Source organism: Klebsiella sp. GN_Kp190, from assembly GCF_040061795.1.
GTDB lineage: Bacteria > Pseudomonadota > Gammaproteobacteria > Enterobacterales > Enterobacteriaceae > Klebsiella > Klebsiella michiganensis.
The window spans coordinates 1-14,562 of record NZ_JBEAFN010000069.1; the positions used below are offsets into that span (position 1 = coordinate 1).

At 58.5% G+C, this 14,562-nt stretch carries 15 protein-coding genes and 1 pseudogene; 7 read left to right on the forward strand and 9 right to left on the reverse strand.

What is annotated here, in order from left to right:
• From ABLU67_RS25170 to ABLU67_RS25180, 3 genes and pseudogenes are all read right to left on the reverse strand, one after another.
• Positions 1-942: pseudogene (locus tag ABLU67_RS25170) on the reverse strand (cell envelope biogenesis protein TolA); the annotation flags it as partial.
• On the reverse strand, positions 939-1,343 hold the full coding sequence (locus ABLU67_RS25175) for a hypothetical protein (protein ID WP_014226465.1): 405 nt from the start codon (positions 1,341-1,343) through the stop codon (positions 939-941). The pseudogene ABLU67_RS25170 and the gene ABLU67_RS25175, both read right to left, overlap by 4 nt.
• Positions 1,344-1,639: 296 nt before the next feature.
• Positions 1,640-2,551, reverse strand: coding sequence for a LysR family transcriptional regulator (locus ABLU67_RS25180; RefSeq protein ID WP_004135102.1), 912 nt, complete (start codon positions 2,549-2,551; stop codon positions 1,640-1,642).
• Between the two features lie 116 nt (positions 2,552-2,667).
• On the opposite strand from ABLU67_RS25180, the gene speB reads away from it, so the two are divergent.
• The 7 genes from speB to ABLU67_RS25215 are packed head-to-tail and all read left to right on the forward strand — an operon-like array spanning position 2,668 to position 9,591.
• Positions 2,668-3,618 carry an agmatinase gene (gene speB / locus ABLU67_RS25185; RefSeq protein WP_014226466.1) on the forward strand — a complete coding sequence of 317 codons (951 nt, stop codon included), beginning with the start codon at positions 2,668-2,670 and terminating at the stop codon, positions 3,616-3,618.
• A 10-nt stretch (positions 3,619-3,628) separates the two neighbouring features.
• Entirely contained in the window at positions 3,629-4,477 is an 849-nt protein-coding gene (locus ABLU67_RS25190; protein ID WP_046877658.1) for a TIM barrel protein, read from the forward strand.
• Between the two features lie 12 nt (positions 4,478-4,489).
• A complete protein-coding gene (locus ABLU67_RS25195; protein ID WP_014226468.1) occupies positions 4,490-5,566 on the forward strand; it encodes a 2-oxoglutarate and iron-dependent oxygenase domain-containing protein in 1,077 nt (358 codons plus the stop codon).
• A 9-nt stretch (positions 5,567-5,575) separates the two neighbouring features.
• Entirely contained in the window at positions 5,576-6,379 is an 804-nt protein-coding gene (locus ABLU67_RS25200) for an ABC transporter substrate-binding protein (protein WP_025107316.1), read from the forward strand.
• Positions 6,380-6,403: 24 nt separating this feature from the next.
• On the forward strand, positions 6,404-7,924 hold the full coding sequence (locus ABLU67_RS25205; protein ID WP_025107315.1) for an amino acid ABC transporter permease/ATP-binding protein: 1,521 nt from the start codon (positions 6,404-6,406) through the stop codon (positions 7,922-7,924).
• Positions 7,925-8,653 carry a class II aldolase/adducin family protein gene (locus ABLU67_RS25210; RefSeq protein ID WP_004123879.1) on the forward strand — a complete coding sequence of 243 codons (729 nt, stop codon included), beginning with the start codon at positions 7,925-7,927 and terminating at the stop codon, positions 8,651-8,653.
• 5 nt (positions 8,654-8,658) lie between these two features.
• The gene (locus tag ABLU67_RS25215; RefSeq protein ID WP_025107314.1) at positions 8,659-9,591 is read left to right on the forward strand and encodes a glyoxylate/hydroxypyruvate reductase A; all 933 of its coding nucleotides are present in this window, start codon (positions 8,659-8,661) and stop codon (positions 9,589-9,591) included.
• Here ABLU67_RS25215 and ABLU67_RS25220 read toward each other — a convergent pair.
• The 6 genes from ABLU67_RS25220 to ABLU67_RS25245 are packed head-to-tail and all read right to left on the reverse strand — an operon-like array spanning position 9,588 to position 14,544.
• Positions 9,588-10,646 (reverse strand): cytochrome c-type biogenesis protein CcmH, encoded by a 1,059-nt coding sequence (locus ABLU67_RS25220; protein WP_348852580.1) that lies wholly within the window; start codon positions 10,644-10,646, stop codon positions 9,588-9,590. The two genes, ABLU67_RS25215 and ABLU67_RS25220, sit on opposite strands and share 4 nt — an antisense overlap.
• A complete protein-coding gene (dsbE, locus tag ABLU67_RS25225) occupies positions 10,643-11,200 on the reverse strand; it encodes a thiol:disulfide interchange protein DsbE (protein WP_014226473.1) in 558 nt (185 codons plus the stop codon). Before dsbE ends, ABLU67_RS25220 begins: the two co-directional genes overlap by 4 nt.
• On the reverse strand, positions 11,197-13,134 hold the full coding sequence (locus tag ABLU67_RS25230) for a heme lyase CcmF/NrfE family subunit (protein ID WP_348852581.1): 1,938 nt from the start codon (positions 13,132-13,134) through the stop codon (positions 11,197-11,199). Before ABLU67_RS25230 ends, dsbE begins: the two co-directional genes overlap by 4 nt.
• Positions 13,131-13,610 (reverse strand): cytochrome c maturation protein CcmE, encoded by a 480-nt coding sequence (gene ccmE, locus ABLU67_RS25235; RefSeq protein WP_014839268.1) that lies wholly within the window; start codon positions 13,608-13,610, stop codon positions 13,131-13,133. Before ccmE ends, ABLU67_RS25230 begins: the two co-directional genes overlap by 4 nt.
• Positions 13,607-13,810 (reverse strand): heme exporter protein CcmD, encoded by a 204-nt coding sequence (ccmD, locus tag ABLU67_RS25240; protein WP_348852582.1) that lies wholly within the window; start codon positions 13,808-13,810, stop codon positions 13,607-13,609. The genes ccmE and ccmD overlap by 4 nt, the downstream gene beginning before the upstream one ends.
• Entirely contained in the window at positions 13,807-14,544 is a 738-nt protein-coding gene (locus tag ABLU67_RS25245; RefSeq protein ID WP_049083626.1) for a heme ABC transporter permease, read from the reverse strand. The genes ccmD and ABLU67_RS25245 overlap by 4 nt, the downstream gene beginning before the upstream one ends.
• Between the last annotated feature and the right edge of the window lie 18 nt (positions 14,545-14,562).

Genomic DNA, 14,562 nt, shown 5'->3' on the forward strand with positions numbered 1-14,562 from the left:
CGCCGCTTCGGCGGCAGCGGCCAGCTCGGCGTTCTTTTTGGTCAGCGCATCAAGCGCGGTTTTCTGCTGCTCTTCACTCTCCGCACGCTGCTTGTTCAGCGCGGCAATCTGCGCCGACAGCGCACGGGAGGTCTCATCCTGCTTTTTCTGTGCAGATTCGGCAGCGGCGCGCAGTTCCAGATTCTTTCCCGTCAGCGTATCGATCGTCGATTTCTGCAGGTTCTCACTCTGCTCCTTCTGCGTTTTCAGCGCGGCAATCTGCACCGACAGCGTGCGGGTGGCCTCATCCAGTTTTTTCTGCGCCGCTTCGACAGCGGCGGCCAGCTCGGCGTTCTTTTTGCTCAGCGCATCAAGCGCGGTGGTCTGCCCGCTTTCGTTCTGTGCACGCTGTGCCGTCAATGCGGCGATCTGCGCCGTCAGCGAGCGGGTGGTCTCATCCAGTTTTTTCTGCGCCGCTTCGGCAGCGGCGGCCAGCTCGGCGTTCTTTTTGCTCAGCGCGCTCACGGCGGTAGTTTCGCCGCTCTCTTTCTGTACACGCTGTTCACTCTGAGCCTTCAGCGCGGCGATCTGCGCCGACAGTTCGCGCGTCGTTTCAGCGTGCTTTTTCTCCGCCGCTTTGGCGGCAGCGCTCAGCTCCGCATTCTGTTTCCGCAGAGCGTTAATCGTACTCTCTGTTTTATTCTGATGACTTTTTTTTCTGACGACGTCCTGCTTCTGAGGCGTTTTTTTATCAGGGCTATCGTTATTTTGCTTAGACGAGACCGACTCCCCGCTGGCGGCGCCTGAGGCCGGCGGATTGTTTATTTCGAGTTTCGATATATTATCAAGGAAGTCTCCCGGCTTAGCACGAGCAGGAAACACAACAATAAGGGTAAAAAGAGCAAATACAATCGCAGGACCTCGTAGATTGCATATATTCAGTTTCCCCTTAGCGTCCATCATCTGGCCAGCCCATCCTTGAGTTCAGCTTTTCTTGCCCGGCTTTCAAACTCTTTAATTAATTTCTGCGAAATGCTATTACACTTATCGTTTATCTTGTATTCAAAAAGCGGTGTAATCGTTGATTTTACGCTGGCGGAGGTTTGGTCTGAAACAGAAGCATAAAACTTAGCGTCATTGATTAAACCATATAGCTCGTTTGAGTCCTGCTGAAACTTTTTATCGAGCTTAACTAAAGCGTCGGCATCCTGGATACACTGCTGTAAAGCAGGAACCTGCGCGGGCTGTTCATTTTGAATGACATCTTTTTTTATGAGTGCGCTCTGCGGTTTTTTACCATTAGTACACCCCTGTAATAAACCTACAGAAATGCACACCAATGCCAATAAGCTATTTCTTATCATCTTCCCATCCATTAGAAAAAAAATACGTCAAAAATATATTTGTCGATTGCAGCAGAAAAAATTTTAACAAACAACGTCAGGCGTTGGATTTAACATTAATTCAGAAAAAACACACAAAAAGGTCATTTTTTAACCAGGTCGGGAATGGGAATTATCCAGGTGCAGGACGATATTTTTATCTAAGCTTTTTCTTAGCCACATATGATTAATGGCACATTACCTTTTATATGCCTGATATTGAGCGGTCTTTTTACAATTCTAATCAGGCATAAGCTGTTACTCATTCAATACGAATCTCATTCGCTCCACTTCGGTCTGGCCACCGTATTCTTCTTGAGTAGATTGCGAAACTCCTTCAGGTAGGGTTCGTTGCTGCGCCCGCGCTTACATATCGCCGAGAAGGGAGATTGAAAGCCAAACTCATTGGGCAGCAGTACGCGCAGGCGATTCTCCTTAATCCACGGCCAGGCGTAGTGCTCGGGAAGGTAGCCGATGTATTTCCCGGAGAGGATGAGCAGCAGCTGCGCATCGACGGTTTCAACGGTCGCGCTGCCCTTGCTGAACCCGCGCCGCCGCAGATCGCTGGTATTCCAGTAGCTGCGCGTCACCAGCGGACACTGGCTGATCAGCTCTTTATCGAGCTGTCGACTGAAGAACATGGGATGCAGGTCGCTGCAGTAGAGCCAGTGCTGCTCGCGATAGAGCGGTTCGCTGATGATGTTATGCACCCGCGAGTTGTAGCTGCCGATGGCGAGATCGATATGGTTATTCAATACGCCGTTAAGCTGTTCCGCCGGGGTACGGATAATCAGCTTGATATGCACATTAGGAAACTTATCGCTAAAGCTGCGCAGCACGACCGGCAGCGACAGCGCGGTCTCCGTCTCGATGGAATCAAGCGTTGAGATACAAATCGTGCCGCTATGCTCGCCTTTCAGCAGCGCCGACTGGCGCTCCAGTTCATTCAGTTCGCTCAGCACGCGGATCGCCTGCTGTAAAAAATGCTGCCCTTTTTCGGTCAACGCAAAGCCGCCGCGCCCGCGCTGACACAGGCTAAAGCCAAGCTGGCCTTCCAGCTGCGACATCGCATTGCTGATCGCGGAAACGGAAATCCCCAGCTCCTGCTGGGCCCGGCCATAGCTCTCAAGACGGGCCACCGCCTCAAAAACCTGGAGCTGTCGAATGTTAAGCGTCGCGTCGTTAAGCATAGCGTCTTAGTTCACTAATAAATGAACTAAGTATTTGCGGCAGACGATTTAAAGTCCAGCACATCTTTCGCACTATCCCTGCTGTTGAGTTTTGTTTGTCAGATTCAGGAGCTGAAATGGATAACGTCTTTCATCAACCGCAGGGTGGCAACGAGATGCCGCGTTTTGGTGGCCGCGCCACGATGATGCGCCTGCCATTTATCGAAGATTTACAGGGACTTGATGCAGCGTTTGTCGGCATCCCGCTGGATATCGGAACCTCACAGCGTTCCGGAACGCGCTACGGACCGCGCTATATTCGTACCGAATCGGTAATGATTCGCCCGTACAACATGGCCACCGGCGCCGCGCCTTTTGATTCACTGTCGGTGGCAGATATCGGTGATGTACCGATCAATACCTACAACCTGCTCAAATCGGTGCAGATTATCGAGGATTACTACACCGGTTTAAATAGTTTTCCGCTTATCCCCCTGACGCTGGGGGGCGATCACACCATTACCCTGCCGATCCTGCGCGCGCTGACCAAAAAGCACGGTCCGGTTGGGCTGATTCACGTCGATGCCCACACCGATACCAACGATGAGATGTTCGGCGAAAAGATTGCCCACGGCACCACCTTCCGCCGCGCCGTCGAAGAGGGGCTGCTGGATCTTAAACGCGTCGTCCAGATTGGCCAGCGCGCGCAGGGTTACGCCGCCGGTGACTTCCAGTGGGGCGTCGATCGCGGTTTTCGTCTGGTTCAGGCCGAGCAGTGCTGGCACAAATCTTTGACCCCGCTGATGGCCGAAGTGCGCCAGCAAATGGGGGCTGGCCCGGTTTATCTCAGCTTCGATATTGATAGCCTCGACCCGATCTGGGCCCCCGGCACCGGAACTCCGGAAGTGGGCGGACTGACGTCGATTCAGGCGCTGGAAATCGTGCGCGGCTGCCGCGGTCTGAACCTGATTGGCTGCGACCTGGTCGAGGTCTCGCCCCCCTATGACGTCAGCGGCAACACGTCCCAGCTGGCCGCCAACCTGCTGTATGAAATGCTCTGCGTTCTCCCGGGCGTGAAATATCCATAGAGGAAAAACCATGCAGCTTAACGTCTTTCGCACGCTGTGGGGCGTCACCACCCCGTGGCAGCAAACGGTCAGCGAACTCCGGAGCGTCGGCTGCTGCGGTATTGAAGCGCGGGTTCCGCTGACGCCAGAAGAGCAGCGGACGCTGGCCCAACGCATCGAAGCGTCCGCGCTTGAGTATATCGCCATTGTGTTCAGCGGCGGCGGCGTTATTCCGGCCCAGGCCGAGACGCCCGCGCAGCATCTGGAGCGCTTAAAAGAACGTTTTGCGGCGGCAAAAGCGCTTAATCCGCGCTTCGTCAATCTGCTGGCCGGTAACGACCGCTGGCCGCTGGCGCAGCAGGTGGATTTTCTCGGCAGAGCGCATGAGCTCGCCGCCGAATATGAACTGTTCTGCAGCTTTGAAACCCATCGCGCCACGTCGCTGTATAGCCCGTGGCTGACGCTGGAGATAATTCAACAGCTGCCGCAGCTGCGCTTTACCGCCGATATCAGCCACTGGATCGTGGTAAGCGAACGCCTGCTGGATGACCCCTGCGATGACTTCAGCGCCTTTATCGAACGGGTCCACCATATTCAGGCCCGCGCCGGGTACGACCAGGGGCCGCAGGTGCCGCACCCCGCCGCGCCGGAATATCGGGCGGCCCTGCGGTTTCAGCAGCGCTTCTGGGAACAGATCTGGCAATCGCAGCGCCGGCGCGGCTACCAGCACACCACGCTTACGCCGGAATTTGGCCCCGATGGCTACCTGCATCACCTGCCGTTTACCAACGTTCCGGTCGCCGACCTGTGGTCGCTGAACGCCTGGATGGCCCAGCGTGAACAGCAGCATTTTGTTGAATTCACCTCGCAAACTGAATAAGGAACGGAATAAATGACCGCTGCAAAAAGTTCGTTTACTGAATTACCGACCATCGATATCAGCGACCTGGCCTGCGACGATCTCGTCCGACGCCAGGCGGTGGCCGACGCCATCGGCCAGGCGGCCCGCGAAGTCGGCTTTTTCTACGTTACCGGCCACGGCATCGCGCCCGAACTGATTGCCGGGATCCGCGCGGCGGCCAAAGAGATTTTCGCCCTGCCGATGGAGCGCAAGATGGCGTACTACATCGGACAGTCGAAAAGCCATAAGGGCTACGTTCCCGAAGGGGAAGAGATTTACGGCTCCGGCAAGCCGGATCACAAAGAGGCGTTTGATATCGGCTTTCAGGCCGCCGACGACCACCCGTTCGTCGTGGCGAAAACGCCGCTGATTGGCGCCAACGAGTGGCCGGACGTCCCGGAATTTCAATCCCGCGTGCTGGCCTACTATGACGCGGTTTTCGCCCTTGGGCATCGCCTGTTTGACGCCTTCGCTCTCGCCCTTGGCCTGCCGGAGGGCTATTTCAGGTCGATGGTTACCTGCCCGCCGTCAAAGCTGCGTCTGATCCACTACCCCTTTGACGCCAGCGCCGAAGATGTTCCCGGTATTGGTGCACACACCGACTATGAATGCTTCACCCTGCTGCTCGCCGACCAGCCGGGTCTTGAAGTGCTGAATGAAGATAGCGACTGGATCGACGCCCCGCCGCTGAAGAACGCGGCCGGAGAAGAGGCTTTCGTGATTAATATCGGCGACATGCTGGAAGTCCTGAGCGCTGGCACATTTGTTGCAACCGCACACCGCGTACGCAAGGTGCCGCAGGAACGCTACTCCTTCCCGCTGTTTTTCGCCTGCGACTACCACACGCTGATTCGCCCGCTGCCGGGCTTCCTTGAGGCAGGCGAAGCCAGCGAATATCAAGAACTGAGCATTGGTGAGCATATGTGGAGCCAGGCGTTACAGACCTATCGCTACCTGCGCGAGAAAGTCACCCGAGGCGAGCTCCAGCTCCCCGAACGCGCCCGCGGCACTAACACCTTTGGCCATCTGAAAAAACAAGCACAGCAAAAAACCGTAAATAACCCGTGAGGATAAATGATGAACAAAACGCTAAAAAAAATCTCGCGCCGTGTGGCTTTATCCATCGCCGTCACCGCTTGTTTTTCCCCGCTGGCTCAGGCCGCTGAGCTGCTGACCGAGGGCGTCTTTAAAGTCGGGATGGAGGTGACCTATCCGCCTTTTGAATCCTATGACAGCAATAACAATATTGTCGGCATCGACCCGGAGTTCGCGGCGCTGATCGCCGAACAGCTGAAGGCCAAACCGCAGCTTATCGACACAAAATTCACCAGCCTGATCTTAGGTATCGGTAAAAAATACGATGCGGTGATCTCCGGGATGTACGTGACGCCCGAGCGCCAGAAGCAGGCGGACGCCATCCCTTACGCCCTCTCCGGCGCGTCCATTATTGCGCTGAAAAGCAGCGCCATTCAGCCAAAAACGGAAGACGAACTGTGCGGCGTGAAGGTAGGTCTGCAGGCGGGTACCGCCTGGGTTTCCAGCCTGAAAACGCACTCCGACGAGTACTGCCTGAAAAACGGCAAACCGGCCATTAGTATCCAGGAATTCCCGACCGCGCCGGAAGCCTCCCAGGCCCTGCTGTCGAAAAATATCAACGCCCAGTTAGAAATCGCCCCGGCGGCGCAAATTATCGTCGAGAAAAGCCGCGGCCGCCTGGCCATTAGCTCGAACCGTCTGGTCTATCCGCTGCCGCTGGGAATTTACGTCGCCAAAGGCAACACCGAGCTGGCCGAGGCCATTAAATCAACGTTAGCCACCCTTAAAGCCAACGGCAAATATGACGCCATCATCAAGAAATACAACTTAGAAAGCATCAATTAATACAATAATTAAACGGGAGTCGGTATGGAGTTCGATTGGGGATACTTTTTTTCATTATTTAGCGTTGGGGCATTCTGGCAGGCGTGTGTCACCGTGGTTGTCGTCAGTTCATTGTCCTGGTTTATTGGCCTGATATTAGGTTTTCTTTTAGCCTGCGCGAAGCTCTCCGGCCCGCGCTGGCTGAAGGTTCCCGTCGAACTCTATATTTGGTTTTTCCGCAGCGTACCGCTGATGGTCCTGCTGGTCTTTGTCTATAACCTGCCGCAGCTGTTTCCGGCCACCCAACCGCTGCTCGGCGTTCCGTTTATTGCCGGGCTGGTCTCGATGACGGTGACCGAAGCGGCCTACATGGCGGAAATCCATCGCGGCGGCCTGCTTTCGGTCGCCAGGGGGCAAAGCGAAGCCGGGCATGCCTTAAGCTTTAGCTTTATCGGGATTCAGCGCTTAATTATTATCCCGCAGGCGTTTCGTATTTCCCTGCCCACGCTGATTAACGAATACATCACCATCATCAAGCTCAGCTCGATTCTGTCGGTTATTTCGCTGCCGGAGCTGCTGCTGACCGGCCAGCGCCTGTACGCGCAGAATTTTCTCGTCATGGAGACGCTGCTGGCGGTCGCCATTTACTACGTTATGGTCGTCACGGTGTTTAGCTGGCTGTTCCGGGCGCTGGAAAACCTGCTGGATATTCAGCGTAAGCGCCCGCAAACGCTCAACGAGCGTGAATGCGAAACCCTGCGCCTGAACCTGAAGCCGCCGGTACAGACGCAAAAAGCGCAGGCCGCCAGCGGCAACCCGCCGGCGCTGGATCTGCACGCCATCGAAAAATCCTGGGGCCAGCACCACGTACTGAAAGGCATCGACCTGAAAGTGGAAAACGGCGAGGTAATCAGTATCATCGGCCCGTCCGGCTCCGGCAAAACCACCCTGATCCGCACCATTAACGCCCTTGAAAGCATCGACGGCGGCGAGATCATTCTTTACGGCGAGGATTACCTGAAGGGCGCCTCCATTGTTGATAAACAGCAAATGCGCGCGGGCGTACGCCGCATCGGCATGGTGTTCCAGGGCTTCAACCTGTTTCCCCACCGCACGGTGCTGGATAACGTGATGCTCGCCCCGCTCTATCACAAGCTGCTCGACCGCGCCGCCGCCAGAGAGCAGGCGCTGTGGCTGCTGGATCGCGTCGGTCTGCTGGCGCACGCCGAAAAGTACCCGTATCAACTCTCCGGCGGCCAGCAGCAGCGCGTGGCCATCGCCCGCGCCCTGGCGCTGAAACCGGACATCATGCTGTTTGATGAACCCACGTCGGCGCTGGACCCTGAACTGGTTGGCGAAGTGCTGAAGGTCATTCAGTCCCTCGCCCGCGAAGGCATGACGATGATTATCGTGACCCACGAGATGGACTTCGCCTTATCAATTTCTGACCGGGTGGTGATGATGGAAAACGGCGTCGTGCAGAGCGATATGCCGCCGCAGCGCATTCGCAGCGATGCCGCCGATCCGTCCCTCACCCGCATTCGTGAATTTATGGGAGTGCAATAAATGGCAACTGAACGGGAACTACGCCAGCAGCTGGCCGCCGCCTATCGTCTGGCGGCGCTCTTCGGCTGGGAAGACACGCTGTATACCCACTTCTCCGTGCGCCTGCCCGGTGACGGCGAGCCGCGGTTTTTGATTAACCCCTTTGGCATGATGTTTGACGAAGTCACCGCCAGCAACTTAATTGTGGTCGATATGCAGGGTAAGGTCGTCGAGGGCAGCGCCCCGGCAAACTCGGCGGGATTTACCATTCATAGCGCGGTCCATATGGCCCGGGAAGACGCCCACTGCGTGATCCACACCCACACGCTGCCGGGGATGGCCGTTGCCGCCTGCGCAGACGGGCTGCTGCAGCTTAACCAAATCAGCACCGAATTTTATCAACGCGTCGGCTACCATCCTTATGAAGGCGTCGCATTCGATCTCGATGAACGCGTGCGGATCCAGCGCTCGCTCGGCGAGAACATCGCTATGATCCTGCAAAGCCACGGGCTGCTGTCGGTCGGGCGCACCGTCGCCGATGCGTTTTACATCATGTACTACCTGAACCGCGCCTGCGAGATCCAGATGGCCGCCGCGCAGCTGGCGCCGCTCGGCCCCATCCATACGATACCTGAACCGCTGAGCCGGCACGCCTGTGAGCAGCTGATGGGGGTTGAACATGAACGCCAGCTGGTGTGGCAGGCGTGGCTGCGGCGCCTGGACCGTCTTGATACTTCTTATAAGAGCTAATGCCTATGACTCAGTTCACCATCGTCGTGGATTGTAACGATCCTCAGTACACCCGGGAGATTTGCGCCGCGTTCGCGCTATTCCCGGAAGTGAAAGCGGTTCTGCCCGAGGACCCCGCCGCCCGCGAGGCGCAATACGCCTGCTGCTGGTTTCCCGACCCGCAGCTGCTGGCGCGCTCGCCTCAGCTGAAGCTGATCCAGGCCGCGTCTGCCGGCGTAGACCATTTGCCCGCCAGCGTTTTCGCCAGCGACGTTCCGCTCTGCCGGGTGGTGGATGAAGATTTTCGTCACGGTATGTTTGAATACGCGCTGTGGGGCGTACTGTGGTTTCAGCGTCGCTTTGACCGGGCGCTGGCCCACCAGCGCGAGCGCGTCTGGAAGATGTATCCGCAGCGAGCGGCGGCCGATTATCACGTTGGCGTCATGGGCCTCGGCGAAATTGGCGGCTATATCGCCTCGCAGCTGGCCGCGCTGGGGTATCGGGTTTCCGGCTGGGCGCGTAGCGAAAAATCCCTTGCCGGCGTGCGCTGCTACCACGGAGAGGCGCAGGCTGGCGAATTCCTTGGCCAGCTGGATGCGCTGATCAACGTCCTGCCGTTAACCGGGCAGACGCGAGGTATCCTCGCCCATCCTTTACTGCAGCAGCTGCCCGACGGCGCGTCGCTGATTAACTGCGGCCGCGGCGAGCATATGGTGAATCAGGACGTGCTCGAGGCGCTGGATAGCGGCAAGCTGTCCGGCGCGGTGCTGGACGTCTTCCCCGTCGAGCCCCTGCCCCAGGAGGACCCGCTGTGGCAACACCCGCAGGTGGCGATCACGCCGCATATGGCCTCCATCGCGCAGACGGAGGTGATTGCCCGCCAGCTGCTGGACAACATCCGGCGGCAGCAGCAGGCGCTGCCGCTGAAAAACCTGGTGAACAAACGGAGTGGTTATTAACCTTGCGCGTCAACGGCGGGATGTCCGTGGGTTAACCGTTGCTCCGTCTGGTTGATATGATGCTCAATGACCGCCCGGTGCGTATCGTCCGGCGGTAATCGTTTTAGCAGCAACCGCCACGCCGTCAGCGCCTCGCTGAAATGCGCCTGCTCTGATGCACTGAGCGCATACAGATTAAGCAGGCGGTCGTTAACGCGCTGGCCCTCCATCAGTTGGCGCACCAGCGCACCGCCCCGCGGGTCAGATACCCGCAGCAGCGCCTCCGCATAGCCAAATGCCGCACTATCGTTATCCGGAGCCAGCGCGTAAGCGCGAGCATAGGCTTGAGTCGCCATAGCGGCGTTGTCCAGGACCCTGCCGAGACGCCCGAGCATAAGCCAATCCTCAATAGAAGCGTCCGGATTTTGCCACAGCGTCGTGCGTAGCCCAAGGGCCAGACGCCGCAGTTCGTCTTCATCAAGCGGCTGCGCCTTTGGATCCTGCACCCGCGCCAACAGAGCCGGCGTCTGAGCCACCGCCTGCTGCCAGCGTTGCACCTGCTGATAGTGGCCGGTCTGGCCATAGCTGACCGCGCCTACCGCCAGCGCAAGCGCCGCGCCAGGTATAAAAATCCACGGCCCGGCGGATTTATCCTCCGGCGCCCGGCCGTCAGAAAACGTCTCCTGCCCTGGCCTGACGCGGCGGCGGGAGCGGGCCACTATAGCCCAACCGCCCATGGCGATCGCTGCGGCCGGCACGACCCACAGCAGCATCGTCAGCGGGGTTAATGGCGGATCGTAGGTAACGAAGTTGCCGTAGCGCGCCACCATGTAGTCCACAATATCGCTGTCGCTTTTTCCTTCCTGCATAAGCGTAAAAACTTTCTGCCGCAGGTCGGCCGCGATCGCGGAACTGGAATCCGCAATGCTATTGTTCTGGCATTTCGGGCACCGAAGCTGCTCCGTGAGCAGGCGAAACCGCTGTTCCTGCTCCTCGTCCTTAAACGGCATGACATCAATAGCGGCCAGCGCGTTTGCGCAAAGCAGCAGCATCAGCGCGCTCAGTAATAATCTCATGGCGCAGCCTCCCGGCTAAACTTCTCCCACAGCGGCCTGAATTCGCGCTCCCACACCCGATCGTTAAGATCCCCCGCGTGGCGGTAGCGAATGATCCCCTGTCCATCGATCAAAAACGTCTCCGGCGCGCCGTAGACTCCGAGATCCAGCCCGAGCATCCCGTCGCCGTCAAACAGGCTCAGCGCGTAGGGATTGCCCAGCGTGTTCAGCCAGCCAATTGCTTTCTGCCGATCGTCTTTGTAGTTCAGACCCACCACGCGGATCCCCCGCGCGGAAAGCTGATTCAAATACTGATGCTCTGCGCGACAGGTCGGGCACCAGGTCGCCCAGACGTTAAGCAGCAGCGGTTTGCCCTGCGCCAGCGCATCCGACTGAAAATACTGCCCGGGATCTTCCAGCGCCTCAAGACGGAAAATCGGTACCGGTTTTCCGATCAGCGCCGACTCCAGGCTATTGGGATCGTCCCCTTCCACATTACGCGCCAGCTGCCACAGCAGCAGCATCGCGATAGCCATAAAAATGACCAGCGGCATCAACAACGTACAGCGCTTCATCTGGCCTCCGCGCCAGGATATCCGCGGCGCGGGCGATAGCGCGGATCGCACAGGCACAACAGCCCGCCCAGCGCCATCAGCACTCCCCCGGCCCAAATCCAGCGTACGAACGGTTTATAATAAAGGCGTACGGCCCAGGCGCCGTTGCCCAGCTCTTCGCCCAGCGCGGCATAGAGATCGCGGGTAAATCCGCCGTCAACCGCCGCTTCGGTCATCATGGCGCTGCTGCTGTGGTAAAAGCGCTTTTCCGCATTCAGTATCGCCTGCGGTTCGCCGCGTCGCATGACGCCAATCACCGCGACGGCGGAGCGATAGTTTGGGCCGATCGCCTCTTTGACCTCACGGAAAGAAAAACGATATTCATGGACATCGACGCTGTCGCCCACCCGCATGCGCACGTCGCGCTCCACGCTGTAATTTTGACTAAAGGCGATACCCACGATGGTGACCGCCAGCCCGAGGTGGCCTGCGACCATTCCCCAGTAGCTGAGGGTCATCCTGGCGCCGCGTGAAACCCGCAAAGCGATCTCTACTCCCGCCAGCACAAAGACCCAACAGGCCATCGCCAGCCCGACCACCGTCATGGCGACAATCTTATCGCCCAACCACCACGGCAACAGAAGCGACAGCGCCAGCGTGCTTACGCAGGCGATAACCAGCAGCCCCCTGAGCTTACGCGGGCGATCGCGCCCCCAGCGCACCAGCGGGCCGATGCCCATCAGGAGCGCAAACGGCGCCATCAGCCAGCTAAACATCGTATTAAAGAACGGCTCGCCAATCGAAATACTGCCGAGGCCCAGCTGTTTATGCACCAGCGGCAGCAGCGTACCCAGCAGCACCGTGAGCATAGCGGCCATCAGCAGAACGTTGTTGCCGAGCAGCAGCGACTCGCGCGACCAGAGCGCATTATTTACCCGAGAGCGGACTTTATAGCCACGCATGGCGAACAGCAGTAAAGAGCCGCCAATGACCAGCACCATAAAGGCAAGAATAAACGTGCCGCGCGCCGGGTCGGAGGTAAAAGCGTGAACCGAGACCAGCACGCCGGAACGCACCAGAAAGGTCCCCAGCAGACAGAGCGAAAATGCGCAGATAGCGAGCAGAAGCGTCCACGCCTTGAAGCTGGCGCGCTGTTCAGTGACCGCCAGCGAATGCAGCAGCGCGGTGCCGGCCAGCCATGGCATCAGCGACGCGTTTTCCACCGGATCCCAGAACCACCAGCCTCCCCATCCGAGCTCGTAGTAAGCCCACGCGGAGCCCAGCACAATACCGAGCGTCAGGAAGGCCCACGCCGCCAGCGTCCACGGGCGAGAGAAGCGCGCAAAGGTGCTATCCAGCCGCCCGCTCAACAGCGCGGCTATCGCCAGGGCAAAACTCACCGAGAAGCCCACATAGCCCATATACAGCAGCGGCGGATGGAAAATGAGCCCGGGGTCCTGCAACAGCGGGTTCAGGTCGCGCCCTTCAATGGCAAATTCCGGCAGCGTACGGGCAAACGGGTTGGAGGTGAACAGAATAAACAGCAGAAAGCCAACGCTGATCGTTCCCATCACCGCCAGCACCCGGGCGACAATATCAAGCGGCATTCGCCTGCTGCGCAGCGCTACCGCCACTGTCCAGCCGCTCATCAGCAGCACCCATAGCAGCAGCGAACCTTCATGTGCGCCCCAGGCTGCGGCCACGCGGTACCGGACCGGCAGCTGAGTATTGGCGTTACTGGCCACGTAGCTCAACGTAAAATCGTTGGTAATGAAGGCGTTAATCAGCACCATAAAGGCGCCCATAATGAGGATGAACAGCAGAACGGCAAATACCCGGGAAGAGGCCATCATTCGCCTGTCCCCCCGCGCCGCGCCCCACAGCGGATAGACGGAAAGCAGTAGCGCGACGCCAAGCGCCAGGCACAGCAGCCCGTTGCCGACTTCAGGCATCATAAGGATGTGTCCCTGTAGGCGCTATCCGGGCGACGATGGTTGCTCTCCATCGCTTTTTCCACGTCTGGCGGAGTGTAGTTCTCATCGTGTTTGGCGAGCACTTCTTTCGCCTGTATCCGGTTGTGCGCATCAAGCTCGCCCTGAACCACCACGCCCTGCCCTTCGCGGAACAGGTCCGGCAGAATGCCTTCGTAGCTGACGTCCACCGAACCTTCGGCGTCATAGATGCTAAAACTCACCTGCAGCGAATTCGCATCCCGCTTCACGCTGCCGGGCGCGACCATCCCGCCGACGCGCAGACGCTGACCCCGCTCGGGCCGCTGCTGCGTTTCGCGCTTGCCGTAGAGGATTTCGCCAGGCGTATAGAACAGGTCGATACTGGAACGCAGCGCATAGAGCACCAGCGCGGTGGTCAGCGTTAGCCCAGCGAGCACCGCGAGGGCGACCCACAGCCGGTTTTTGCGGCGAATATTCATGTCGCCTCCCGCGCCGCGCGCCTGCGGGCTTCACGGGCGCGCTGCCGGGCGATATCGCTCAGAATGACACGATGCAGGATCGCGCTGTGCGCGACCAGCGCCGCCAGCGGAAGAACGGTCAACGCCACCGCCAGCCAGACGTAAAAGGCATAGCCGCCCATGGCCAGGAAATCACTCCAGCTTGTAAATGCGCTGCTCATCGACGACCTCTTTTTAAAATCAGTTCACTGACCCACGGGCGACGTTTTTCCATGAGCAAAATCAGATTCCGCATGCGCATTAGCGCCAGCGTGATAAACAGCAGCAGGTAGCCGATAATCGCCAGCCGCAGCGGCGCGCGCATCGCCGGGGCGATGCTTTGCTGCATATTCGTTGAGCCCTGATGCAGGGTGTTCCACCACTCAACCGAGTAGTGAACGATAGGTAAATTCACCACGCCAATCAGCACCAGAATAGCCGCCGCGCGCCCGGCCAGACGGCGATCGTCAAAAGCGTGCCACAGCGCTATCGCGCCGACGTAGAGAAACAGCAGCACCAGCTCAGAGGTCAATCTGGCATCCCAAACCCACCAGGTTCCCCACATTGGCTTACCCCACGCGGAACCGGTCACCAGCGCCACAAAAGTAAACACCGCCCCCACGGGCGCCATCGCCGCCAGCGCCAGATTGGCCATTTTCATCTGCCAGACCACGCCGATGAACGCCGCGGCCGCCATCAGGGCATAAATGCCCATAGACCACATTGCCGCCGGAACATGCAGATAGATAATGCGATAGCTCTCGCCCTGCTGATAGTCCGCGGGCGCAAAGCCAAATCCCCAGACCCAGCCTGCGATCAGTACCAGCGCGCTGGCGCCGCCCAGCCACGGAGCGACCCTGCCGCAGAGCTGATAAAACCGCGGCGGATTCGTCAGTTGAATCCCTGTTTTCCTCATATTTCAGTCACCAGAAAT

Bases quoted from the DNA above. Each gene is read 5' to 3' on its own strand.
- ABLU67_RS25205 (WP_025107315.1), top strand. From the start codon at position 6,404: ATGGAGTTCGATTGGGGATACTTTTTTTCATTATTTAGCGTTGGGGCA.
- ABLU67_RS25215 (WP_025107314.1), top strand. From the start codon at position 8,659: ATGACTCAGTTCACCATCGTCGTGGATTGTAACGATCCTCAGTACACC.
- ABLU67_RS25220 (WP_348852580.1), bottom strand. From the start codon at position 10,646: ATGAGATTATTACTGAGCGCGCTGATGCTGCTGCTTTGCGCAAACGCG.
- ccmD (WP_348852582.1), bottom strand. From the start codon at position 13,810: ATGAGCAGCGCATTTACAAGCTGGAGTGATTTCCTGGCCATGGGCGGC.
- ABLU67_RS25245 (WP_049083626.1), bottom strand. From the start codon at position 14,544: ATGAGGAAAACAGGGATTCAACTGACGAATCCGCCGCGGTTTTATCAG.
- ccmE (WP_014839268.1), bottom strand. From the start codon at position 13,610: ATGAATATTCGCCGCAAAAACCGGCTGTGGGTCGCCCTCGCGGTGCTC.
- speB (WP_014226466.1), top strand. From the start codon at position 2,668: ATGGATAACGTCTTTCATCAACCGCAGGGTGGCAACGAGATGCCGCGT.
- ABLU67_RS25200 (WP_025107316.1), top strand. From the start codon at position 5,576: ATGAACAAAACGCTAAAAAAAATCTCGCGCCGTGTGGCTTTATCCATC.
- ABLU67_RS25210 (WP_004123879.1), top strand. From the start codon at position 7,925: ATGGCAACTGAACGGGAACTACGCCAGCAGCTGGCCGCCGCCTATCGT.
- ABLU67_RS25190 (WP_046877658.1), top strand. From the start codon at position 3,629: ATGCAGCTTAACGTCTTTCGCACGCTGTGGGGCGTCACCACCCCGTGG.
- ABLU67_RS25230 (WP_348852581.1), bottom strand. From the start codon at position 13,134: ATGATGCCTGAAGTCGGCAACGGGCTGCTGTGCCTGGCGCTTGGCGTC.
- ABLU67_RS25195 (WP_014226468.1), top strand. From the start codon at position 4,490: ATGACCGCTGCAAAAAGTTCGTTTACTGAATTACCGACCATCGATATC.
- ABLU67_RS25180 (WP_004135102.1), bottom strand. From the start codon at position 2,551: ATGCTTAACGACGCGACGCTTAACATTCGACAGCTCCAGGTTTTTGAG.
- dsbE (WP_014226473.1), bottom strand. From the start codon at position 11,200: ATGAAGCGCTGTACGTTGTTGATGCCGCTGGTCATTTTTATGGCTATC.
- ABLU67_RS25175 (WP_014226465.1), bottom strand. From the start codon at position 1,343: ATGATAAGAAATAGCTTATTGGCATTGGTGTGCATTTCTGTAGGTTTA.